The organism is Streptomyces silvisoli (assembly GCF_029269905.1).
GTDB lineage: Bacteria > Actinomycetota > Actinomycetes > Streptomycetales > Streptomycetaceae > Streptantibioticus_A > Streptantibioticus_A silvisoli_A.
In genome coordinates, this window is the sequence record NZ_JARJBC010000043.1 from 1 (window position 1) to 20615 (window position 20615).

General features: G+C 68.6%; 24 protein-coding genes and 6 pseudogenes. 12 read left to right on the forward strand and 18 right to left on the reverse strand.

The genetic code is table 11. The features are described 5' to 3' along the window. Nucleotides 1-352: 352 nt before the first annotated feature. On the reverse strand, nucleotides 353-784 hold the full coding sequence (locus P3G67_RS34960; RefSeq protein ID WP_276097108.1) for a nuclear transport factor 2 family protein: 432 nt from the start codon (nucleotides 782-784) through the stop codon (nucleotides 353-355). A gap of 96 nt (nucleotides 785-880) precedes the next feature. Here P3G67_RS34960 and P3G67_RS34965 point away from each other — a divergent pair, with 96 nt between their 5' ends. Then, on the forward strand, nucleotides 881-1450 hold the full coding sequence (locus P3G67_RS34965) for a PadR family transcriptional regulator (protein WP_276097109.1): 570 nt from the start codon (nucleotides 881-883) through the stop codon (nucleotides 1448-1450). Continuing rightward, nucleotides 1437-1859 (forward strand): annotated as a pseudogene (locus P3G67_RS34970) (SGNH/GDSL hydrolase family protein); the annotation flags it as partial. The gene P3G67_RS34965 and the pseudogene P3G67_RS34970, both read left to right, overlap by 14 nt. 176 nt (nucleotides 1860-2035) lie before the next feature. Here P3G67_RS34970 and P3G67_RS34975 read toward each other — a convergent pair. Further along, nucleotides 2036-2494, reverse strand: coding sequence for an NUDIX hydrolase (locus P3G67_RS34975; protein WP_276097110.1), 459 nt, complete (start codon nucleotides 2492-2494; stop codon nucleotides 2036-2038). A 366-nt stretch (nucleotides 2495-2860) separates the two neighbouring features. Then, complete coding sequence (locus P3G67_RS34980; RefSeq protein ID WP_276097111.1) at nucleotides 2861-3925, reverse strand: aldo/keto reductase; 1065 nt, start codon at nucleotides 3923-3925, stop codon at nucleotides 2861-2863. Nucleotides 3926-4042: 117 nt separating this feature from the next. Between P3G67_RS34980 and P3G67_RS34985 the strand changes: the two genes are divergently transcribed. Beyond that, a complete protein-coding gene (locus P3G67_RS34985) occupies nucleotides 4043-4879 on the forward strand; it encodes a helix-turn-helix domain-containing protein (protein WP_276097112.1) in 837 nt (278 codons plus the stop codon). A gap of 511 nt (nucleotides 4880-5390) precedes the next feature. Here P3G67_RS34985 and P3G67_RS34990 read toward each other — a convergent pair. The 5 genes and pseudogenes from P3G67_RS34990 to P3G67_RS35010 form a co-directional block, all read right to left on the reverse strand. Beyond that, nucleotides 5391-5729 (reverse strand): annotated as a pseudogene (locus tag P3G67_RS34990) (helix-turn-helix domain-containing protein); the annotation flags it as partial. Nucleotides 5730-5887: 158 nt separating this feature from the next. Further along, the gene (locus P3G67_RS34995) at nucleotides 5888-6922 is read right to left on the reverse strand and encodes a zinc-binding alcohol dehydrogenase family protein (RefSeq protein WP_276097113.1); all 1035 of its coding nucleotides are present in this window, start codon (nucleotides 6920-6922) and stop codon (nucleotides 5888-5890) included. Between the two features lie 21 nt (nucleotides 6923-6943). Further along, nucleotides 6944-7750 (reverse strand): glycine betaine ABC transporter substrate-binding protein, encoded by an 807-nt coding sequence (locus tag P3G67_RS35000; RefSeq protein WP_276097114.1) that lies wholly within the window; start codon nucleotides 7748-7750, stop codon nucleotides 6944-6946. Beyond that, entirely contained in the window at nucleotides 7747-8739 is a 993-nt protein-coding gene (locus P3G67_RS35005; protein ID WP_276097115.1) for an alpha/beta hydrolase, read from the reverse strand. The genes P3G67_RS35000 and P3G67_RS35005 overlap by 4 nt, the downstream gene beginning before the upstream one ends. A gap of 70 nt (nucleotides 8740-8809) precedes the next feature. After that, nucleotides 8810-9109 (reverse strand): YciI family protein, encoded by a 300-nt coding sequence (locus tag P3G67_RS35010; protein ID WP_276097116.1) that lies wholly within the window; start codon nucleotides 9107-9109, stop codon nucleotides 8810-8812. A gap of 143 nt (nucleotides 9110-9252) precedes the next feature. Between P3G67_RS35010 and P3G67_RS35015 the strand changes: the two genes are divergently transcribed. The 3 genes and pseudogenes from P3G67_RS35015 to P3G67_RS35025 all read left to right on the forward strand — a co-directional run. Further along, nucleotides 9253-10197, forward strand: a complete 945-nt coding sequence (locus P3G67_RS35015) for a LysR family transcriptional regulator (protein WP_276097117.1) — start codon at nucleotides 9253-9255, stop codon at nucleotides 10195-10197. A 197-nt stretch (nucleotides 10198-10394) separates the two neighbouring features. Next, nucleotides 10395-10499, forward strand: a pseudogene (locus tag P3G67_RS36265) (hypothetical protein); the annotation flags it as partial. 175 nt (nucleotides 10500-10674) lie between these two features. Next, nucleotides 10675-11156 (forward strand): annotated as a pseudogene (locus P3G67_RS35025) (pyridoxal-phosphate dependent enzyme); the annotation flags it as partial. Nucleotides 11157-11235: 79 nt separating this feature from the next. Here the strand turns inward: P3G67_RS35025 and P3G67_RS35030 are convergent. Continuing rightward, the gene (locus tag P3G67_RS35030; protein WP_276097129.1) at nucleotides 11236-11796 is read right to left on the reverse strand and encodes a hypothetical protein; all 561 of its coding nucleotides are present in this window, start codon (nucleotides 11794-11796) and stop codon (nucleotides 11236-11238) included. Between the two features lie 205 nt (nucleotides 11797-12001). Between P3G67_RS35030 and P3G67_RS35035 the strand changes: the two genes are divergently transcribed. Next, nucleotides 12002-12148, forward strand: a complete 147-nt coding sequence (locus tag P3G67_RS35035) for a hypothetical protein (protein ID WP_276097130.1) — start codon at nucleotides 12002-12004, stop codon at nucleotides 12146-12148. Between the two features lie 38 nt (nucleotides 12149-12186). Here the strand turns inward: P3G67_RS35035 and P3G67_RS35040 are convergent, their stop codons facing one another. Next, the gene (locus P3G67_RS35040) at nucleotides 12187-12372 is read right to left on the reverse strand and encodes a hypothetical protein (protein ID WP_276097131.1); all 186 of its coding nucleotides are present in this window, start codon (nucleotides 12370-12372) and stop codon (nucleotides 12187-12189) included. Nucleotides 12373-12895: 523 nt separating this feature from the next. After that, a pseudogene (locus P3G67_RS35045) lies at nucleotides 12896-13237 on the reverse strand (IS110 family transposase); the annotation flags it as partial. Here P3G67_RS35045 and P3G67_RS35050 point away from each other — a divergent pair. Next, nucleotides 13172-13306 (forward strand): hypothetical protein, encoded by a 135-nt coding sequence (locus P3G67_RS35050; protein WP_276097132.1) that lies wholly within the window; start codon nucleotides 13172-13174, stop codon nucleotides 13304-13306. The pseudogene P3G67_RS35045 and the gene P3G67_RS35050 sit on opposite strands and share 66 nt — an antisense overlap. Nucleotides 13307-13569: 263 nt before the next feature. Here the strand turns inward: P3G67_RS35050 and P3G67_RS36410 are convergent. The 7 genes and pseudogenes from P3G67_RS36410 to P3G67_RS35090 form a co-directional block, all read right to left on the reverse strand. Then, nucleotides 13570-14356, reverse strand: a pseudogene (locus P3G67_RS36410) (IS630 family transposase); the annotation flags it as partial. An 832-nt stretch (nucleotides 14357-15188) separates the two neighbouring features. Beyond that, the gene (locus tag P3G67_RS35065; RefSeq protein WP_276097119.1) at nucleotides 15189-15584 is read right to left on the reverse strand and encodes a hypothetical protein; all 396 of its coding nucleotides are present in this window, start codon (nucleotides 15582-15584) and stop codon (nucleotides 15189-15191) included. A gap of 35 nt (nucleotides 15585-15619) precedes the next feature. Then, nucleotides 15620-16021: a hypothetical protein gene (locus tag P3G67_RS35070; protein ID WP_276097120.1), complete on the reverse strand. Its 402-nt coding sequence runs from the start codon at nucleotides 16019-16021 to the stop codon at nucleotides 15620-15622. Between the two features lie 298 nt (nucleotides 16022-16319). Continuing rightward, on the reverse strand, nucleotides 16320-16928 hold the full coding sequence (locus tag P3G67_RS35075; protein ID WP_276097121.1) for a DUF7691 family protein: 609 nt from the start codon (nucleotides 16926-16928) through the stop codon (nucleotides 16320-16322). Between the two features lie 69 nt (nucleotides 16929-16997). Next, on the reverse strand, nucleotides 16998-17408 hold the full coding sequence (locus P3G67_RS35080; RefSeq protein ID WP_276097122.1) for a nuclear transport factor 2 family protein: 411 nt from the start codon (nucleotides 17406-17408) through the stop codon (nucleotides 16998-17000). 33 nt (nucleotides 17409-17441) lie between these two features. After that, the gene (locus tag P3G67_RS35085; RefSeq protein WP_276097128.1) at nucleotides 17442-17582 is read right to left on the reverse strand and encodes a hypothetical protein; all 141 of its coding nucleotides are present in this window, start codon (nucleotides 17580-17582) and stop codon (nucleotides 17442-17444) included. Further along, the gene (locus P3G67_RS35090) at nucleotides 17579-17851 is read right to left on the reverse strand and encodes a helix-turn-helix domain-containing protein (protein WP_276097123.1); all 273 of its coding nucleotides are present in this window, start codon (nucleotides 17849-17851) and stop codon (nucleotides 17579-17581) included. The genes P3G67_RS35085 and P3G67_RS35090 overlap by 4 nt, the downstream gene beginning before the upstream one ends. A 312-nt stretch (nucleotides 17852-18163) precedes the next feature. Here P3G67_RS35090 and P3G67_RS35095 point away from each other — a divergent pair, with 312 nt between their 5' ends. From P3G67_RS35095 to P3G67_RS35110, 4 genes are read left to right on the forward strand one after another with little or no spacing between them, the layout of a single operon-like run. After that, nucleotides 18164-18406: a hypothetical protein gene (locus tag P3G67_RS35095; protein WP_276097124.1), complete on the forward strand. Its 243-nt coding sequence runs from the start codon at nucleotides 18164-18166 to the stop codon at nucleotides 18404-18406. A 39-nt stretch (nucleotides 18407-18445) separates the two neighbouring features. Continuing rightward, nucleotides 18446-18769 (forward strand): type VII secretion target, encoded by a 324-nt coding sequence (locus tag P3G67_RS35100; protein ID WP_276097125.1) that lies wholly within the window; start codon nucleotides 18446-18448, stop codon nucleotides 18767-18769. A gap of 5 nt (nucleotides 18770-18774) precedes the next feature. Next, nucleotides 18775-20070, forward strand: a complete 1296-nt coding sequence (locus tag P3G67_RS35105) for an amidase domain-containing protein (protein ID WP_276097126.1) — start codon at nucleotides 18775-18777, stop codon at nucleotides 20068-20070. Further along, a complete protein-coding gene (locus tag P3G67_RS35110) occupies nucleotides 20070-20492 on the forward strand; it encodes a hypothetical protein (protein ID WP_276097127.1) in 423 nt (140 codons plus the stop codon). The genes P3G67_RS35105 and P3G67_RS35110 overlap by 1 nt, the downstream gene beginning before the upstream one ends. The last annotated feature ends 123 nt before the right edge of the window (nucleotides 20493-20615 follow it).

Consider the following 20615-nt stretch of genomic DNA (forward strand, 5'->3'; position numbering starts at 1 on the left):
GGTTCGACCAGGGCCCACTCATCATCCGTCAGATCGCCACGCGCCATGCCCCTGGCCTACCAGGCCACGGGACACGGCGCGGCCGAATCCACCAACTCGTGATCGCAACTACGAACACGCTCTAGTGGGGCCCGGCACATGACTTCGGAGCAGACGATGACGCGGCGGCCGTGGAGTTCGGCCAGGTCGGTGTGGTGGCCCTCGTAGGGGCGCGCATCGACGCTCTCCTTCGGCCGCACTGCTGTGGTGTTGGCGCTCTCTGGAATTCCGTAGGGGCGTTCACCTTCCCCACTTGCCTGCGTGCTGGACGATCGGCAGGGAGGTCTGCTCTCGGGGTCCCGGGGTGCCCTCCTTACTGATTGGCGGGCTGCGGGAGCAGACCGTCAGCGACCAGCCCGGCGAGGACCGCCTCGCCCAGGGTGTGGACGGCGGACTGCGGCCGGACCATGACCGTGAACTCCTTGATCCGACCGTCCTCGTCGTAGTGCAGCAGGTCGATGCCGTGGATCTGCTTGCCGTTGACGGCGGCACGGAAAAGCAGGACCGCCGAGGGGGAGGCGACGCCGTCGGCGCTTGTCTCCGCGGTGCCGGCGTAGTGGCCGATGTAGCGGAAGTTCTCGAAGGTGCGCAGCAAGACCCCGAAGAGGCCCAGCACCATGGGCCTGCCCTCGAACGGGGTGAACTTCACGGGGCTGTAGAAGCGGATGTCGTCGGTGAACAGGTCCTCCAGGGCTGCGAGGTCACGGCTGTCGACGGCGGCGCGGAAGCGTTCCGCTGTAGTCATGGCTTCCCCTCCTTTCCATACTCATCGATATGAGTAATCAGATACATGAGTAGCATGGCGTCTGTCCATGGACAGACGCCAGAAGGAGGTGACCCGATGGCATTGCGGCACGCTGTTCTCGCAGCGCTGCTCGATGAAGAGCTGAGCGGATACCAACTGGTCAAGGCGTTCGATCTCGGTGTGGCGAACTTCTGGCACGCTCAGCCGCAGCAGGTGTACGCCGAGCTGACCCGGCTGGAGAAGGACGGGCTGATCACCGGCCGGGAAGTAGTCCAGGACACCCGGCCCAACAAGCGCCTTTTCCAGGTCACCGACGCCGGTCTGGCCGAACTGGACCACTTCGCAGTCACCGCCGCCAAGCCCTCCTTCATCCGCGACGACCTGCTCGTCAAGGTCCAGGCCGCAGACCACATCGACACCCGGACGCTGGTCGAACAGCTCACCGAACGCGCGGCTTTCGCCCGGGCCAAGACCGACCTGTTCGACAAGCTCCTGCGCACCATGCGGGGCGACCGCACCGAAGAGGAGTTCCTGCGCCACGGCGAGCGCATCGGCCCCTACCTCACCTGCCTGCGCGGCCTCGCCTTCGAGCAAGGCAACCATGACTGGTGCGAACGCACGGCCACCATCTTGCGCGAGAGAGAAGGCGACCATGCCCAGCAGTGACGTGCACTACCTGCGCTATGTTGCCCTGGGTGACAGCCAGACCGAGGGCCTCGGCGACGGCGACGACACCATGGGGCTGCGCGGATTCGCCGACCGGCTCGCCGAACACCTCGCTCAGCACAACCCTGGTATGCAGTACGCCAATCTGGGCGTACGGGGACGCCTCGTCCGCCACGTCCACACCGAGCAGCTCGCCCCCGCGCTCGCCCTGCGCCCTCGACCTGGCCACCGTGGTCGCCGGGGTCAACGACCTGCTACGGCCGCAGTTCGACGCCGACGAAGTCGCGGGCCATCTGGAGGCGATGTTCGTCGCCCTCACCGCTCAGGGAGCCCACGTCGCCACCCTCACCTCCCTGACCTCGCGCGCATCACTCCGCTCGCCCGGCCGCTCAGTTCCCGTGTCACCGCCCCCCGCTCGTCGTCATGACGGCCGAGCGTAGCCGCGTGTACCGACCCGGCGGGCGGCGACTGCGCGATCAGACCCGAAAGAGGCCATGGGCGCAACGTGCCTACTGGACCGGCCTCGGGACTGGTAAGCCCGCATGTCGAGGTGTCGCCTATTCAGCGGACGGGGCCGGCTGCTGATTACTGACTGTCGCCAGTTCCGGTGGTCCAGCGTGGATCGATGTGGCCCAGCCATGCGTCTTGATCGTCGGCCAGTGGTTCCTTCAGGGGGAGGGGGAGGAATCGGCAGGTGAAGGTGAGGCCAGCGTCGTCACCGTCGCCGTTGACGTAGTGGTCCCACGCATCGGGGGTTTCTGCTGACGCCTGGAGGAAGAAGAAGGTGGTTCGTCGGGCTTGCCCCGTGTCGGGATGGGGCTTGTCCTCCACGGCGATCTGCCGGACCACCGCGGCTGTCAGTAAACCGGTCTCCTCGGCGACCTCTCGTAGGACCGCTTCTTCCGCGTCTTCGCCTGATTTGACCCGTCCGGCAGGGACTTGGGTGCCGGCCTCGGGCATACCGACGTGGTCGAACACCAGGACTTCGGGGACGGCGCGATGCCGGATTACGTATGCGGCGACACGGATTCTGGGTCGGGTCATCCCGGCATTGTCAGCTGGCGGCGGGAGCGCCCGCAGGGCCGTCACTACCGTGACGGCGAGCGTTGGCCGGCGTTGGAGCGGCCGACATGGCGGCCTGATATCCGGGCCGCGGTGGTCTCCAAGGCTCGGGTGAAAATGCACCGCAAAATGCTCAACATCGCGAAGGCGACCGGCCGTTACCTGGTCACGAGAGTTGCAACCGGTTCGGCCGGCGCGCCTAGGCTCACTCCCGACCGGGGGTGTGAGAACGGTGAAGGTCACTGGGTTCGACGGGGTCCGACGGGGCAAGCGTTCCGGACGTGGCTCGCCCGGGCGGTGAACCGACCGCGGCTCCAGGTCCCGGTTTCCGCCGCTGACGGCTGGCCGTCAGCGGCGGGTCTCGATCCGCAGGCCGCCCGTGGTCACCTGGCGGATGTGGTCGCTCGCCAGTAGGTCGTGCGGCTGGCCGAGTTCGATCGCGCTGGCCGCGTCCAGGCGGGCCAGCTGGGTGGCTGTGAACTCGACCTCCAAGGCGCCCAGGTTCTCCTCCAGTTGGGTGGGGGTGCGGGCCCCGATCAGCGTGGTCGCCACGCCCGGGTTGCGCAGGGTCCAGGCCAGCGCGATCTGGGCCGGGGTGCGGCCCAGTTCGGCGGCGACGTCCCGGGCGACTTCGGCCACGGCCAGGTTGCGTTCGGTGAGCGTGCCCAGGGCGAGGTTGAGGCCCTTGCGGGTGCCGTCGCCGGTGCCGTCGCCCGTCGCGGTCACGTCGTTGCGGCCGTACTTGCCGCTGAGCACCCCGCCGCCCAGCGGGGAGTACGGGACCACGCCCAGGCCCAGTTCCTGGGCCATCGGGATCAGGTCGCGCTCCGCGGTGCGTTCGATCAGGCTGTACTCGAGCTGCAGCGCGACCAGTGGCGCCCAGCCGCGCAGGTCGGCGATCGCCTGCATCCGGGAGACCTGCCAGGCCGGGGTGTTGGAGATCGCCACGTACAGCACCTTGCCCTGCCGGACCAGGTCGTCCAGGCCGCGCAGGACCTCCTCGACCGGCGTCCGGAAGTCCCACACGTGCAGGTACAGCAGGTCTATGTAGTCGGTGGCCAGCCGCCGCAGGCTCCCCTCCACCGAGCCGAACAGGGCCTTGCGGTGACCGCCCCCGGAGTTGGGGTCGCCGGGGCGGCGCAGCGTCGAGTACTTGGTCGCCAGCACCAGGCGTTCGCGCTCCTGGCGGGCGAACTCGCCTAGCAGGCGCTCGGAGCTGCCGTCGGTGTAGGTGTCGGCGGTGTCCAGGAGGTTGCCGCCGAGCCCGACGTAGTGGTCGAACAGCTTGCGGGCCTCGGCCCGTTCGGCGCCCCAGCCCCACTCGGTGCCGAAGGTCGCCGTACCCAGGGCCAGCGGTGAGACCCGCAGTCCCGAGCGGCCCAGCAGCCGGTAGGCGTCGAGGGTCAGTGCCATCAGGTCCTCCTGTGCTCGAAGTCCGTTGCCGACACCGAGTCTGTGACGGCGGCGGCCCGGGGGTAAGGGACGGCACTTCCTGGGAAGACCGATCCCACCCTGGCGGTTGGACCGGTCATGACGACCCGAACCATGGACACCGCCCAGGAGTTGGCCGCCTTCCTGCGCAGCAGGCGCGAAGGCCTCGACCCCGACCGGCTGGGCCTGCCGTCGCACCGCCGGCCCCGGCGGACGCCGGGGCTGCGCCGAGAGGAGGTCGCCGAACTGGCCGGGGTCAGCACCGACTACGTGGTCCGGTTGGAGCAGGGCCGCGGGCTGCGGCCCTCGGCAGAGGTGCTGGCGGCGCTGGCCCGGGCCCTGTGCCTGGATCCGAGCGAACGCGACTACCTGTTCGACCTGGCCGGACGCCGCCGCCCCCGCACCACCGGTGGGCCGGCCGCGGGTGCGGCGCCGTCGCTGGGCCGCCTGGTCGCTGACCTCTCGCCGCTGCCGGCCATGCTGCTGGACCACCGCTACGACATCCTCGCCTGGAACCCCGAAATGGCCCGGCTGCTACCGGATTTCGAGGCCGTGCCGCCGTCACGGCGCAACGCGATGTGGCTGTGCCTGCTGCACCCGGCGATGCGCGACTTCTACGTCGACCGGGAGCAGGTGCTGCGGGATGGGATCGCCCACCTGCGCGCGGCATGGGCCACGCACCCGGAGGACCGGGAACTGTCCGGCCTCATCGCCGAATTCGCCACGCAGGACGAGGACTTCGCCCGCTTGTGGTCGCAGCGGCAGGTCGGCGTCAACGGACGCGGCCGGAAGTTGCTGCGGCATCCGGTCGCCGGTGCGATCACCGTCGACTTCGAAGTCCTGCTGCCGCTCCAGGACCCGGAACTGCGCCTGCTGGTCTACCGCGCCGCGGACGAGGAGAGCCGCGCGTCCTTGGACCGGTTGTGCGCGCGGTGACTGGGCCAAGAAGTCTGACAACTCACGGTTGGTTGCAAGAAGCGTGACCAATTGGTGCCAACAAGCCTGTCCCGCGGACCAGAAACCACAGCTCACCGACGCTCACTGGTTCCAACCAACGTGTCCAGGCTCACTGACTGAGTCGCTGTGCAGCTCAGGCGACCGGCGGACCGCCGTAGCCGGTGGCACCCACTATGCTTCGCGCGCTGCTGGTGACACGTAGCGCCCCGAACTGGTGACGACCACCGTGCTTCAACGCCGAAGTTGCAGGTCGGCAGGCGCCCCCGGTGACAACTATCGTGCTTCGGTTCATACCCGTTGAGGCGAGGCATGATGGTTGTCGCAAAGGCAGACTTGTTGTCACCAAGGTCCTCTGCGCGTGGTGGTGGCTGCGTAGGACGTTGGTGTGCCTCCCGCTGGGGAGCAAGCAGCAAGCAGCAAGCCGGGGGGCGGCCCATGCTCAGTTGACGGCTCCGGTACGGGCGTGGCGGCCCGGGGTGATGCCCACGACTCACTTGAAGTGCCGGGCGAGATGGGACTGGTCTTGGAAGCCGGCTGCGGTCGCCACCTCGCCTGGAGACTGTCCGTCAAGTAGCAGACGGCGGGACAGGTCGACGCGGCTGGACATCATGTACTGGTGCGGGGCGATCCCGAAGGCGCCGCTGAAGGCACGTACGAGATGCGCGGGGTGGGCGTGGGCCAGGCGCGCGGCCTCTTCCAGGGCGGTACCGTCACACAGTTGCTCGTCGAGAAGGTCACGCAGGCTCTGGGCGACGCTGCGGTCGGGCCCGCCACTGCCGAAGACCAGCCTGGGGCGCAGGTGCTCGCGCAGCCGCTCGCTCGCCGTCGCGGACCATCGGCGGGGCGGCGAAGGACAGAACTCCATCGCCGCGGCGCACACTGATCAGGCTGGCGGGGCATTCCTGCAAGGCGTCGTGGCCGAGCGGAGGGCATCTGACCGCCCGGCGGCCGACAGCCGCCGGGCGCTGGTGCCCGACGCAGCTTTTGTCAGAAGCCGGTGAGGGTGGTCTTGCCGATGGCCGTGCCGGATTCCTGGATGCGGTGGGCCTCGCGGAGGTTGTCGGCGTTTACGGGGCCGAGGTCCTGGGTGGCGGTGGTGGTGAGGATGCCTATGTCCACGAGATGGGCGATCCGGGTGAGGATGTGATGCTGCATTGCCTGGTCCGGGGTCTGGAACATGGAGCGGGTGTACATGAACTCCCAGTGGAATGAGGCGCTCTTGGGCTTGAGCGCGCCGATGTCGAGGGTGTCGAAGTCGTCGATGGCGACGACCTGGCCGAAGGGGTTGAGCGCCTTGGCATAGGCCGCGATGTTGCGGTCGGTGCTCGCGGTGCTGAAGATGTAGTCCGCCCCGCCGGGTGCTACCTCGGCCAACTGCGCGGCCAGGGGCTTGCGATGGTCGATGATGTGCTGGGCGCCCATCCGGCGTGCGAACGCGGCGGTCTCCGGGCGGGAGGCGGTGCCGATCACGGTCAGCCCGGTAAGGGCGCGGGCGAGCTGGGTGACGATCGAGCCGACCCCGCCTGCGGCGGCGGTCACCAGCAGGGCCCCGGTCCGTTCCAGGGCGCCGTTGCGCAATCCCATGCGGTCGAAGAGGCCCTCCCAGGCGGTGAGCGAGGTCAGCGGCAGCGCGGCGGCCTCGGCGAAGGAGAGCGTGGTCGGCTTGCGGCCGACCAGCCGTTCGTCCACCGTGTGGAACTGGGAGTTGGCGCCGGGCCGGTCGAGCGCGCCCGCGTAGTAGACCTCGTCGCCGACCTTGAAGAGCTCGACCTGCTCGCCGACCGCGACGACGGTGCCGGCCGCGTCCCAGCCGAGTACTCGGAGCTTTTCGCCCGGGTCGGCGTTCTGTCGGACCTTGTAGTCGACCGGGTTGACGGCGACGGCCTCGACCTGGACGAGCAGGTCGCGCGGGCCGGGCGAAGGGACCGGCAGTTCGACGTCCAGCAGGGACTGGGGGTCGTCGATCGGGAGGTTCTTGCGGTAGGCGACCGCGTGCATGGTCGTGCTGTGGTTCTCACTCATGACGGTTTCCTTCGTCAGGTGTTACGGGAGCAGTGCCGGTTGGGCGGTGAGGTAGCGGTCGGCGGCCTGGAGCGGGGTGAGGCCGTCGGCGTTGATCAGGGTGTCGAGTTCTTCGATGCCGTCGTTGCCCAGGTGGAGGGCCTTGAGGCGGGTGAGGGCGTCGGGGTGGATGCGGTCGAGGGACTCCCGGCGGATGACGGGACTGGCCGCGTCGACGGTGCCCAGCAGCCCCTTGGGCTCGGCGAGGGCGCGTAGGCCGTGGCGGCGGTTGAGGTACTGCGGGCGCCAGAGCGGGATGACGAACCATTCCCGGTCGGCGATCCCTTGTTCGACGCGGGCGATGAAGGCGGGCTCGGTGCCGGGTGTGAAGGTGTAGCCGACCCGGTCGAGGCCGTACTCGGAGACGATGTGCGTGGAGAATCTGCTGATGCCCGCGCCGGGGTTGATGCCGTCGATGGCGAGGGTCATCCGCGCGGCCACCTCGGGGCGGGCGAGGTCGGCGACCTCGCCGACCAGCTCGGCGGGGACGTACGGCGGCACGGCCCAGACGCAGTACGGCTCGTATTGCGGAGCGAGGACAACGGCCTGGTCGCGGTAGGGGGCGAGGTAGGCGTCGTGGCTGGAGGGCAGCCAGGCGGAGACGAGCACGTCCACCTCCCCGGCCTGCTGGAGGTGGAAGAGCTGCTCGTGCGGGGCCTCGAGGCCGCGCACCCGGTGGCCGTGGGCCTCCAGCACGCGGCGGATGACGGCCGCCGCGGCGCGGTGGAAGGAGAGCGCGATGTTGCCCACGGTCAGCGCGGGCACGGGAGTTCGGGTTCGGGTGGTCATGAGGATTCCAGTCGCGTGTGGAGGGCGTCGCGCAGCGTCGCGGTGACCTGGGCGGTGGCGGCGCGGGCCGCCGGGGTGTCGCGCAGGGCGTTGAGGACAACGAAGGCGTGCACGGTGCCCAGGTAGCGCACCGCCGTGACAGGCACCTGGGCGGCGCGCAATCGGGCGGCGTACGCCTCGCCCTCGTCGCGCAGTACGTCCGCCTCGGCGGTGATGATCAGCGCCGGTGGCAGCCCGGCGAGTTGCTCGGAAGGGGCGTGCAGCGGGGTCGCGGTCGGCTCGGCGCGTCTGGCCGGGTCGGGGATGTACTGCTGCCACAACCAGCGCAGGTAGTCGGCGCTTTGGAGGTAGCCGTGCGCGAACTGCCGGTAGGAGGGGGTGTCGCCGTCCGCCGACAGTGGCGGGTAGAGCAGCACCTGTTGGACGAAGGAGAACGCGCCGTGCTCCTTGGCCAGCAGGGTCAGGGCGGCGGCCAGACTCCCGCCGGCGCTGTCCCCGAGCACGGCCATACGGAACGCGTCCAGGCCGGCTGCGCGGCCGTGCGCGGTGATCCAGCGGGCGACGGTGTCGGCCTGCTGGAGGGCGGTGGGGTAGGGCGCCTCCGGGGCCAGGTCGTAGTCGACGAAGACCACGGCCGCCCCCGTGCCCAACGCGAGTTCGCGCAGCAGCCGGTCGTGGCTGGTGGTGCTGCCCGCGATCCAGCCGCCGCCGTGCAGGTGCAGGACCACCGGCAGCAGTCCGGCCACGCCCGCCGACTCGGGCGGGCGTACGACGCGCACGCGCACCGGGCCGGTGGGGCCACCGGGCACGGTCAGGTCCTCGATGCGCGCCTCGGGCCGGGGAACCGGGCCGGACTGAGCCCGGTCCAGCCCCGCGCGGATCTGCGAGGGCGTCAGACGCCGTGGGTCCGGACCGGCGGCGGCCTGGTCGGCGAGTGCCTGCGCGGCCGGGTCCAGGACCGGCGCCGGCAGGTCAGGGATGTCGGACATGGGTAGTGCTCCAGACACTGCGGGTGATGCCGGACGCGGGCACGGTGCACGCGCCCGGCAGGGGGTCGTGTCAGTCCTGCGGCAGCTGCAGCGGGATGAGCGGCATGATCGACTCGGTCTCGACCAGGCCGGCCGCGACCGCGGGCAGGGTGGCGAGGATGGCGCGGGCGGCCTCGACCGTCTCGGCGTCCACGATCAGCGCCGCGCCGACCAGGTCGGTGCGGTGGTAGCCGTGCACGATCACGCCTTGGTCAACGAGTTCCTTGGCGCGGGCCAGCTCGGCGTCGATGACCGTCGCGAAGTCCGCGTCAGTGGCGTGCGGGGCCGCCGCGAAGGTGGCGAGGACGGTGGTCTTGGGCTGGTCGGACATGACGAGCTCCTTGGGGTTTCCAGACGAGGATGGGAGGCGCGGGTCGGGGGCAATGCCCTCGCCGCGCGGCATGAGCCCATCCTGCGGAAACCCCCCGCCATAGGTCCAAGGAATGATTTCTATCAAAGACATAAGCTGAGCACATGGCAACGCTGCGACAGCTCGAATACCTCGTGGCCATCGTGGACGAGGGCTCCTTCACCCGCGCCGCCGAGCGCCTCCACGTCACACAACCGGGGCTGTCCCACCAGTTCCAGGCCCTGGAACGCGAGGTCGGCGGCCCGCTGCTGGAACGCCTGCCCCGCGCGGTGCGGCTCACCCCCGCCGGGCGCGCCATGCTCCCGCACGCCCGCGCCGCCCTCGCCGACGCCGAACGCGCCACCACCGCTGCCCGCCGGGCCGCCGGCGTCGCCACGGGCGAACTCCACCTCGCCACGCTCTACTCCATCAGCTTCGGCGTGCTGCCCACCGCGCTCGGCATCTGGCGCGGCCGACACCCCGGAGTGCGGATCCGACTCTTCGAACACCGGCACGCGCACGACCTGACCGCGGCCATGGCAGCCGGCCAGGCTGACATCGCCCTCGGCCCACCGCCCGCCGACTGGGACGGCCCCACTCGGTACATCGGCGCGGAGGAGTTCCTGGTCGTCACCCACACCGCCGACCCCATCGCCGCATCTGACCAGACCGCGCCCCAGGTACGCCTCGCCGACCTCGCGGATCGCGAGTGGGTGCACTTCACCCCCGACAGCGGACTCGCCGACATCCTCGATCAGGCCTGCGCCAGTGCCGGATTCCACCCGAAGACCGCGGTACGCACCGAACAGGCCCCCGCAGCGGCCAACTACGCGTCAGCCGGACTCGGTCCCACCCTCGTCCCCGCCAACACCATCCCCCCGCACTTCGCCGGCGCGGTCCTGCGCCCCGACCCCCCGATCCACCGCCGGATCACCGCCTACACCCGCACCAGCCCCGACCCCATCGCCGCAGCGTTCCTGGAGATCCTCGCCGACCAAGCACTCCTGATGCCCACCCACATCCGTCGACGACTCCACCTCCCCGACCGAGTGACCCCGCCCGCCCGGTAGGCACTCGAGGTGCCCATCCCACCCGGAGAACTCAGCCCACGGTGACCGCCCAAGTCGACGCCTTCGTCGTCCACGGCTTGCGGCACCTTCGTCGCAAGGGTGGGGAGATCAACTGAGCAGGTCCGGCCCAACCCGGAGCACGGGGTGGGGATATTCAAGCAGCGCCATCAGAGCTGGCTGAGGAGACCGGTGTCCATGTGGCCGCCGACGACCTGCGTCAGATCGGCGTCTGGGACCACCCCGAACGCGACCCGCGCGGCAGGTACGTCACCGTTGCCTACACGGTTGTCGTCCCCGCCAACACTCCGATCACCGCCGGGGACGATGCCCGCGCCGCCCGCTGGTGGCCCCTTGGACGACCTGCCGGTACGGCTGGCGTTCAACCACGCCGACATCCTCAGCGCGGCCGTGCCCTCCTGAGACACCGCAACGACACCAGGGCGCCGTGCCTCACCGGAAGGTCGGGCACGGAGCTCCATCGCTGCGGGGGCCGGGACGCTGCTGGAGGAGATCCGACAGCAGATCCCTGCCTTGGACACGCTGGTCGTAGCGGTCGGCGGTGGCGGCTTGTTCGCCGGGGTCGCCACCGACGCCGCGGAGCATGGGGTACGCACCGTGGCGGTCGAGCCGGGGAACTGCCGGGCATTGAACGCGGCGTTGAAGGCCGACCGGGTCGTCGACGTGACGGTCGACTCGATCGCCGCCGACTCGCTCGGCGCCCGCCGTACCTCCGAGATGGCTCTCCACGCTGCCCTGCAGGAGGGCGTGCGGCCGGTCCTTGTTGCCGACGAGGAGACCGTGCGGACGCGTCGGGCGCTGTGGGACCACCGCCGCCTGGTGGTCGAGCACGGTGCGGCCACGGCCCTCGCGGCGCTCACGGGCGGCTCTACGCGCCGGCCGAGGGCGAGCGCGTCGCGGTCGTCCTGTGCGGCGCGAACGCGGATCCGAGCAGCTTGTAGCCCCGAACGCGCGAACGGCCGGGTGCGTCAACTCCCCGCCGTTTCCTGATCAGCGGGGTGGGGGCCACCAGGCCCACTCTTACGGTGGGGGGAGTGCGTCCATCATGCGGGAGGTGAACGTCTCGAAGAGTTCCGCGACGGTTGCCCATGTCGGATGGCCTGTGTGCGCCTGCGCGTACTGTTGGCTCAGCTCGCTGATGCCCTTCGCGTAGTCGAGATGAATGCCGCTGTCGTCGATCGCTTTGAGGTGTTGTCCAGCATGTTGGATGTTCGTTTGAACAGTGTCGAGCTGAAAGTGCTGGGCGCATCGCATATAACCCCATCCAAGGTGCGCACCGGCTGAGAACGCGTTTGCCAGGCGTGCCCCCAGTGTCGCTGACTCTTGGTTGAGGAACTCCGCCATGCGATTTTGTATATCGAGGGAAAACGGCGTGACGGGGTAGCCGGACTGGGCTGCCTGGTGGGCTGTGCCTTGAATGCTGCGAAGTTCCCGGCGCAAGGTGCCGGTTTCAATAATCGGGTTGATATCGAGGTCTGCAAGTGCCTTTCCAAGGAACTTTTGCAGTAGTTCGGGTGAGTTGGTAGCTGCTGCGATGTTGGCAGCGCCGATCGCGTGCCCCGACCCCATCATCCATTTCATCACTTACTCCTGAACTGCGGTAGGGATGGGGAGGAAAGGCGAACCCGCGCGTGACCTCTGAGCAGTGGGGCGCGTGCTGCTGCACCGTAGCTGCTGTCGGACTGCGGGACTCGTTGCGGTTCCGTCTGTACCGGGCGTCTCGTTGCCGCGTCGAGGACCGTTTTCTCCACGCTAGTGCAAGGTGTAGGTCGGCGCAGGACGAGCGTTGGCGACCCATCGAGATCCTGCGCACGGATCGGAAGGGGCGGCTTACCTGGTCGAGCAGGTCGAGGCACAACTGGACCTGCTGGACCACCTGGCGGTTGAGTTGCCGTACCGCGACCTGGCCCTCCAGGAGGCGAGTGATGCCTGATCGGCACCGGCCCGGTGCGAACCGGGCCGGTGGTCGGGTCACGCTGGCCGGTCGTCGATGACGATGCTCACGACGTCCTTCGCGTCCTGGTCGGCTTTGTCCGCGGTTGGCTTGCTGCTGGTGGCCTCGACCGCGCTCAGGGCGTTGACAATCCGCTCGTAGATCTTCTCCGCGAGCGCCTGGGTGCCCGCGGTCGTCTCTGGGGCCTGCTTGGTGTGCCACAACGCGTCGAGGACGGCGATGAGGGTCGGGCCGGAGAGGTCGGCGGCGATGAGGCCGTGTTTGTCGGAGGCGACGTCGGAGGGGAGGTGGAAGTGTTCTCCGTTGGCGGATTGGGCGACGAGGAACGCCCAGGTGTCGCGGGGCAGTCGATGTGGGCGTAGGCGATGCCCGCAGCTTGGCGCAGGACCGCCGGGTAGTCGTCCTCGTTGCTGCTGGGGGCTGTGGGCCGGTCGCCTCCACCTCCGTCGCCGCTGACGGCCGGTTGTGGTGCGCGTGCTTCGGCGTGCGCTTGTTCAGATCATCGATCTCCTGCGTGAGGTGGTGGATGCGACCGGCCAGGAGTTTCAGTACGTGCCGGGCAGTGCTTGCCGGCCCCTCCTGCTGGGAGTCGTCCAGCAGCGCGCACCGCTTGAACGAGTGCGGGTTGCTCAAGCCAGTCAGCGAATCGCGAAGGGTTGCATCCGTCGAGACCAGGACGCTCTTGAGCTGGTTGGTGGCCTGGGTCCTGGGCTTGATGGCCGATCCCTTCGCCGGCTTGAGCAGCCGCAGCATCTCGACCGGGCCGTCGCCCACCTTCGCGGTCGCAGTCGCGCGACCGGACAGCAGGGAGCGGGCCGCCGCTTCCGTGTCGATGGCGTCCGTCTTGCCATGGCGCCGACGTGCCGCCTTGTCGGGCTGGTTGACCTCGGTCACCTCGATGCCCTCGGCACGCAGGTGGCGGGCGAGCGCGGCGCCGTAGGAGCCGGTGCACTCCACGCCGGCCCGGCGCAGGGCGCCGAATGAGCGTGCCCAGGCGAGGAGTTGACGATAGCCCTCGGCGGTGGCCGGGAAGACGCATCCGTCCAGGGCGACGCCGAGGACGTTCAGAACGGACGCCGCGTGGACATCCTTGTGAGTGTCGACACCGAGCACGACCTCTTCGCCAGTGCGGGCTAGGACGTGACATGGGGCAGCGGGCTGGGTGATGCTGGGCAAGGTCGCCTGTCTCCTGATCGCCTCGGAACCGGTGGCCGCCGCGGGGCCGGGGAGGTCAAGACTGTGACGGTGCCTGTCGCGAAGGCCCCTATCGGGATACGTCCCCTGCTCGGCGGCAGCTGATACCGCTCCAGGCAGTGGCCGACAGATCAACTTCAAGGCAACAAGGCCAGTCCCACACCGAGTCAGACCACCGCCCGAAGCGGCACCCGACCATCCTCACAGTCCCACACCAGCACGATGGGGCCGCCGAGCTGCTGGTGAACCGCGCCCAGCAAGGCGGCGAAGTCCTTCTCCCGAAAGCCCTTCCGCTCGCCCTTGCGGCCATGGTGCACCAGCGTCCGGAAGATGAGCCGGGTGCGATGACCGCGCCTGCGACACACCACGCCGGCGAGCGAGATACGCCCCGAGCCCGAGGCCCGGACGGAGACGCAGGGCGTGTGACCACGCCGGGACCAGGTCCGTGCCTTCGGCGGCCGGAGCACCTGGCCCGACTCGTCCGCGAAGCACAGCCACGCGTCCTGGTCCCTCACCGTCTTTCCACGCGCGGCCAGGTCTCCTTGAGCCAGGTGGCCACCGCGTCCTCGTCGCGTTCGGCGGCCCGGCGCTGAGGTACCTGCACGGTAAAGCAGGATGCGCCAGGTCTGCGCGGTGCTGAAGCGGACATGGAAGCGCCGCGCGATCATCGTGGCCACCCGGGCCAGGGTCCATCGCTGGTCCTCCACCCAGCCGTGCGCGGCCGGACCCTTCTCCAGCTCGGCAGCCAGCCAGGTCCGCCAGTGCGGCCGCATACGCGAAGGCCGCCCCGACGGCCCCTTGGACCGCAGAGCCTGCACCCCGCCCTCCCGCCAACGCGCATGCCAGGCATACGGACTTGCGGAAGACCCGTAATCGCCGCGCGACCTGCGGCGGCGTCACCCCTTGCGCGAATAACTCGGCGGCCTTGAACCGTACTTGCTCCCGCACAGCCCGCTGCTTCGCGGTCAGACCGCCTCCATCGGGATACCGCATAACACCGGCATACACCCACCAGCGAGATCACCATCACCCCGAACCGAAAACCTCAGTAGCGCCGCGGCGCACACGGATGACGCTGCCCATCCAGGCAAGCAACGGCCCGCTGTAGACGGTTAAGGTCAGCAGACCCAGCGACGGCCGTCCCACCCGCTCGCCCAGCCTCCGGTCAAGCGCCCCGTTCTGCTCGGTGCGGGCAGGGCGTCGCTGATGGAGCACCGGGGGGGGGGACCACGATGAGGAGCGGCAGGCCGCCGACGTGCGCATGCGCACCGCGCCTGGGGCGCTTGGTGAGGTGCACCAGGTTCGTTCGGGGCGGTGCGCGTGGTGAGTTGGTGCGCATTCCGGGCGGCGTTGCGCACCTCACCACGATGTGCAAGCTCCCCGTGGTCCGGTCTGCGGCCGCTACGGCACCCCCTACCGAAATCACTACCGTCACCCGGCGACGTCTGTCCGCGTGGCCGAGGCCGGGCCACGTGCCGCTTCACCTGCCGAGCCCGGCCAGGCCGCTACGAACATGAGCCGACCAGGTCCTCGCCGATGTCGCCAAGTGCCTGCCGGGCTCCGCCCCCGGCGCACCGTTCAAGTTCACAGTCGAGAAAACCGGCGTCGCCAAGAGGGGCGCCGAACGCCTCTACCGCATCGGCGACTTCAGGCGCTGGGCCCGCAACCGGCCCCGACGCTGCCGCCAGCGCCACCGACCAGTCCCGACGCGACGGGCCATCCTGCGGCCCTGGTGGGGGCACATCGCCGCGGTCGCCGATGAATCGAGACGGGGTGCACTGCTCGGCTCGGCAGCGCACCCCGTCTCAGTTGCTCCGATCCTGCGTCAGGGCCCGGATGGGGCGTCTTCGATGTCCGAGATGAGTTTGGTGCTCAGGTCGCTCTGCACGGCCAGTTGGGTGTGTCCGGCGCCTGGGCCGGTGCCCCAGGTGAGGGTGACGGTGGTGAACAGGTGCCCGGCACCGGAGTCGTGATAGCGCACTTCCCAGTGGGTGGGCACATCCTGGGCGCGCAGGACGCCGTCGGCGTGGTTGGCCTCCTCCCAGGCGGCCAGACGCTGGCGGAAATCTTCCGTGAGGTAGTGGGCGCGAAGTTGGTCGGACAGGTCGTCGGTGCCGTCGGAGACGGCGTCGATGTAGGCGCCGTAGAAGTCGGCCACCCGGTCGACTGCGGAGTCCGGGCTCCCGCCGCGGATCACTTCGCTCGCCTGATTGTCCGGCATGAATTCCCCCCTGAAACAGTGCGGTTGTGGTGCGCTTATGCCTGGGATTCGAGCAGCCAGCTGAAGGGAGAGTTGTCGTTGGTGTCGGTCGCGGTCTTCTTCACCCGCCCGATGCTCAGCTTGGTGGTGCCTGTGGCGACCTCGAAGCCGACCCTGGGGCTGCCTGCGAGGACGTCGTAGTTGGTGGTGGTCCAGCTGGTGCCGTTGTGAACGGCGACTTTGATGCGGACGTCCGCGTAGTCCGCGCCGAGGGAGAACCAGATCCTCTTCCAGCCGAAACCGCTGTGGTTGGGCGGCGAGACGGGGATGACTGGCGTCCTTGTAGTGGAGGCGCTTGCTGGTTTCGTCCATGGTGAAGTCGTGCGGGACTGAGCCGGTCTGGAACGATGGCATGCAGTAACCCTCTCACCAGCGGTGATTACAGTAAGGTGCTGCATGAATACGATGCGCTCTCAGCTGGTCCTATACTCCTAACTCTCCTATAACTAGCCATAGTTGGCGTGAAATACGTGTACTGGGCATAAGGTGATCAACGCGTCGCTTCCGGCAGGCCACACGAATACCATCGGGCACAGCCGGGCGAGATCAACTGACACATCGGGGGGCCATGCTCGACCGTCGATGGTGGGTCACGTTTTCAAGCGTCGCCGATGCATTCGGATCTCTGACCACACGTCACGCATATTGCGGACGTGAGCTGGCCGCAATGCCTCCTGCCGCTGCCTGGCGCGGACGTCACGAACGAAAGCCGATGATGCCGAAGCCAGGCCGCGCTGCCGCGCTACGCATCCAGCCGAGGCACTGCATGATCGCCTCTACGACCTCCGGCTCCAGCGGAGGGGCTTGGTCCGCCGCCTTGGTTGCTTCGAACTGCTCCAGCGCCTGCCCGATCCGCTCCGGCGACCACTCGCCGCAACCCGGCGTGTACATCCACGGCAAGGAATCGGGCAGATTCGCGCGGTCGAAGGAGGCCACGGACACCGCGGTGATGCGCAATGCCTCCAGGCCCTGGTCGACCACCGACAGCCAGTCGCCCCGGTACGGACAGAAACAGTCGTTGTCCAGGGGGACGCCGGTCAGGGAGCACAGCCGCTTGTAGGCATAGCCGTACTGGAAAGCGTGCTCCTCGTCGCCGCTGAACGGGCCGCCGTGGATGACCGCACGCAGCGCCTCGTACGCGGTGGGCGCGCCCTGCTCGATCTCGTAGCGGAAATAGTCGTCGTCGGATGCCAGGTCGTCCGCGAAGCGGCTGCGTATCGCTTCGAGCAGCTGCTCGTCGCCGGACCCGACCAGGCCGCGCGTCGCGGCCGGATCGAGCAGAAACACACTCAGGGAGGAACTCATACGGGGACCCTAGGCGTGAGCACTGACAGCGCACCAAGTTGGCTGACCAAGCGGCCAGCTATCCACGCCTTACACGTGGTCGGTGTTCTGCAGTTGCTCGAACAGTTGGGGCAGTCGCCCGAAGCCAGCTGAGACCCTCAGAACGTCGGCGTAGTCCCTCACGTGGATGATCTGCGCTTCGCGGGCCTGCAGGAAGAGTACGAACCCGGATGTAAAGCTGTCTCCTGTGGCGTGGTTGACAGCGTCAAACTCGTGCTCGGCGATGATCAGCTCCGGGTCCGCTGTGTCATGCACCCGCACGTCGCGGAACCCGACCACGGGTGACGGATACGGCGAAGCCCAGGCACGGGTGAAACCCGCACGGATCTGCTCGCGCCCCTCGTAACGTGACGCCTCTCGCTGCGGCGCAAGGAAGGGAAACTCATAGACAGCGTCCTCGGCGAATAGGTCAGCCAGCGCATCCGGCGTGAAGTCCAGCATTGTCAATCCCCTGGATGCGTGTAGAGACGTTGGTTATGCTGCCCGGCTTTGCTGATCGGTTCGGGCTCGCGCTTCCTGGATGATCCGTGCGAACTCCGCGGGCGGTTTCCCGCCGGCCGCGCTGTGGCGGCGCTTGGTGTTGTAGAAGTCCGCGATCCACGTTGCGGTCTTCAGCCGGGCCTCGGCGTGGGTGGCGAAGGTGTGCCGGTGGACGTACTCGACCTTGAGTACCGCCTCGCGTCGATGGCGGCCCGGGCGTCGGCCAGCATCGCGTTGAGCGGGTAGACGCCGTTGCGCTGCTTGCGGACCAGCCGCGCCAGTATCAGCTCGCGCAGGGCGGAGGTGACGCTGGGGCGGCTCAGTCCCAGCAGTGCCGCGATCTGGTTCTGGCCCAGTTCCACCCGGCCGCCGGCCTCGCTGCGCGACCGCAGGGTGAACAGCACGCGGCAGGTCGAGCGCGGCGACGACGCCTTCGGCGTCGACCGGTACGAACAGCAACCCGTTGCTCACTGGTCCGTTTCCTCTCCCGACGTGGCGGCCTCGAAGCGCTCTCGCCGCGCCCGCCGTTTGGCGGCCCGCTCCTTGCGCAGCTCCTCTACAGCCTCGCGCATGTGCTTGCAGCGAGGGGTAGCGCACCAGCGCCGGCAGGCGGCTGCTCGTGCGCAGCTCGGCGAGCGCGTCCTGCTGGTCGACCTGGACGTACTCCGAGCGTCCCTCGGCACTGCGGATCAGCTCTGCTGCTTCACCACGATGCCGTGGCCCATGACGTCGCGCAGCGCTTCGTTGACCTTCTGGCGGTCACGTCCAGGATCGCGGCCATGTCGTCCTGGGTGAGCGGGATTTGCCCGCCGGCCCGCTGCCCGGCGGACGGCGCGCCGGAAAATCGCACAACACTACCCACCACACACTACGGCGAGTTGCGCAAGCCGCGGGCCCCCGCGGTGTTCACCGGCTCGCTGCGGAAGGAGATGACTGAGGCCCTCGGTCAGTTCGCTTGAAACCCTGCACTACCCTGCCGAGGGACGAACGGGGTAGCCATGGACATGCAAGTAAGTACGGATTACGTCAGGCAGGGTGCCGGCGGTACCAGTGACGCCGCGACGACCGCGCTCGACAACCTTCGAAATTCTCTGGACTCCAGCATCCACGTGGCCGCAAGCCACCACGGGTGGGCGTCGTCGTCGGCGCTGCAACGGTGCGCCACCGCCTGGGAGAACCACATGCTCGACCTGGCGAAGCAGATGAACTCCATGGCGGACGGCTTGCAGTATGCCGCACGCGACTACGACAACACCGACCAGCAGATCGAAGAAGCCATGAACCGGCTGCACCGGGGCGTCAGCGACCTCGGGAAGGCGTGAGCGTCATGGTGACCTACAACGACCTGCACGACTGCCGCGTCGACCGGTGGACCAAGGCGGCCGACGACTGGGCCAACCTCGCGAAGTACGCGCATACCGCCGCTGACGACATCCGGAACCAGGGCAGGAAGCCGCTGGACGAACACTGGACGGACGCAGTCGGCAAGCAGGCCGCGAAGCGGCTTACGGACATCGCCACGCGGCTCGAGGCGGGTGGCGACATCATCAAGGGCGTCACCATGGTCGTCGACGGGCTGACCTCCTCGATGGAGTTGGCACAACGGACGTTGAACCACGCCATCGACCTCGTCGACGAGTACGGGCTGCGCATCGAGAACGGGCGCGCCGTGGGTACGTACACCGGCAACGCACCGACCGGACCCGACGTGCCGCAGAATGTCCGGGACGCGTACGACAAGGAGTGCAAGCAACTCGACGAGGTCAACGGCCTCATCGCCGAGGCGCTGCGCCAGGCGACCCAGGCCGACGAGAAGGCCTGCGCCGAACTCGACAAGCTGGCCAAGGACATCGACATTGCCGATCCGGTCAAGGCGCTCAACGAGGTGCAGACCGAGGCTTCGCATACGCAACTCGACATGCTCCTGGCGGACATCCCCACCGGGAGGGATCCGCAGATGGTGCGCGAGTGGTGGGACGGGCTCTCGCCGCAGGAGCAGAAGACCCTGATGCTGGCGGAGCCGGTGGCCCTCGCCCATCTCAACGGCCTTCCGGACAGCGTGAAGCAGGAACTCCGCGGCACGGATGGCAAGCTCGACCGCGTGAAGCTGGTGCAGTACGCGCTCGACCACTGGAATACGCCGGACCAGGAGAAGTTCGACAACAACTGCACCAACTTTGTGTCCAGTGCCCTGGAGGCCGCGGGTATGCAGCCCAAGTCCGACTTCTGGACCGGCTACATGGGCGACGACACCTGGGGGCACGAGAGCGGCACCGGCTGGGACTGGCTGGACCAGCGAGCGTACTACTCCAAGAGTTGGGCGTCGGCCGGCCATCTCCAGGACTTCCTGCTCAAGCACGGCGCCGAGGACGTTCCCGCCTCCGATGTGCGTCCGGGCGACATCATCTTCTTCGAGCAGGACGAGCCGGCCGAGGGCCGGGCCCATGGGACGACCCACCATGCCGCAGTGGTGACGGCGGTGACACCCGATGGCGACATCCGGTACACCCAGCACACCGCCTCGTACCAAAGCGTAAGCCTGGACGGCCGGATGCCCCATGAGATCGAGGCGGAGGGCCAGCAGAAGATCCGCATTGTTCGCCCGAAACCGGACTGGTACTGATGAGCACAATGACTGAGCAGACGGCCCGACCCTCCACCGCTTGGCGCATGGGGGTCCTTGCCGTGCCGCTGTTCGCCGCGGTGGCGGCCGTGTGCTTCGTCGCACATGTGTCGTTGGCCAACGACCACTCGGCGCAACAGGCGGCGAGCTGCACGTGGCTGTCGCTTTCCTGGACGGTCTACGCGACGGCATACGGCGCTGTGCTACTCGCCGTTGCCGCTGTCGCCGTGCACTTCGGGATGTTCCGGCGGGCGAAGCGCAACCAGCAGAACGCCACGGCCGTCTGGCAGGGCTGGCTGTCGCTGCTCGCGGTGGCGGTGGCGACCCTCTGCGTCCTGGCCGGTGGGATCGCGGTTGTGCTGACACACATGGAGGCGGCCGACCTCGCGGGCAAGATCGGTACGCACCTGTGCGAGGGCTAGTACTGCAATCACAGTTATGGGGTGTGGCCTCGGCGTTTGTAGTGGCTGCGGCGGGCTCGGGTCTGGCTGAGGCGTCGCCACCACGACCAGCGCAGATGATGCGTCGGAGCGAGATGGCGGGGG

Coding starts and splice junctions, on each gene's coding strand:
- P3G67_RS34960 (WP_276097108.1), bottom strand. CDS start 784: ATGACTACAGCGGAACGCTTCCGCGCCGCCGTCGACAGCCGTGACCTC.
- P3G67_RS34995 (WP_276097113.1), bottom strand. CDS start 6,922: ATGAGTGAGAACCACAGCACGACCATGCACGCGGTCGCCTACCGCAAG.
- P3G67_RS35005 (WP_276097115.1), bottom strand. CDS start 8,739: ATGTCCGACATCCCTGACCTGCCGGCGCCGGTCCTGGACCCGGCCGCG.
- P3G67_RS34985 (WP_276097112.1), top strand. CDS start 4,043: ATGACGACCCGAACCATGGACACCGCCCAGGAGTTGGCCGCCTTCCTG.
- P3G67_RS35070 (WP_276097120.1), bottom strand. CDS start 16,021: ATGCAGCACCTTACTGTAATCACCGCTGGTGAGAGGGTTACTGCATGC.
- P3G67_RS35000 (WP_276097114.1), bottom strand. CDS start 7,750: ATGACCACCCGAACCCGAACTCCCGTGCCCGCGCTGACCGTGGGCAAC.
- P3G67_RS34980 (WP_276097111.1), bottom strand. CDS start 3,925: ATGGCACTGACCCTCGACGCCTACCGGCTGCTGGGCCGCTCGGGACTG.
- P3G67_RS34975 (WP_276097110.1), bottom strand. CDS start 2,494: ATGACCCGACCCAGAATCCGTGTCGCCGCATACGTAATCCGGCATCGC.
- P3G67_RS35110 (WP_276097127.1), top strand. CDS start 20,070: ATGAGCACAATGACTGAGCAGACGGCCCGACCCTCCACCGCTTGGCGC.
- P3G67_RS35065 (WP_276097119.1), bottom strand. CDS start 15,584: ATGCCGGACAATCAGGCGAGCGAAGTGATCCGCGGCGGGAGCCCGGAC.
- P3G67_RS35010 (WP_276097116.1), bottom strand. CDS start 9,109: ATGTCCGACCAGCCCAAGACCACCGTCCTCGCCACCTTCGCGGCGGCC.
- P3G67_RS35075 (WP_276097121.1), bottom strand. CDS start 16,928: ATGAGTTCCTCCCTGAGTGTGTTTCTGCTCGATCCGGCCGCGACGCGC.
- P3G67_RS34965 (WP_276097109.1), top strand. CDS start 881: ATGGCATTGCGGCACGCTGTTCTCGCAGCGCTGCTCGATGAAGAGCTG.
- P3G67_RS35030 (WP_276097129.1), bottom strand. CDS start 11,796: ATGAAATGGATGATGGGGTCGGGGCACGCGATCGGCGCTGCCAACATC.
- P3G67_RS35100 (WP_276097125.1), top strand. CDS start 18,446: ATGGACATGCAAGTAAGTACGGATTACGTCAGGCAGGGTGCCGGCGGT.
- P3G67_RS35105 (WP_276097126.1), top strand. CDS start 18,775: ATGGTGACCTACAACGACCTGCACGACTGCCGCGTCGACCGGTGGACC.
- P3G67_RS35015 (WP_276097117.1), top strand. CDS start 9,253: ATGGCAACGCTGCGACAGCTCGAATACCTCGTGGCCATCGTGGACGAG.
- P3G67_RS35080 (WP_276097122.1), bottom strand. CDS start 17,408: ATGCTGGACTTCACGCCGGATGCGCTGGCTGACCTATTCGCCGAGGAC.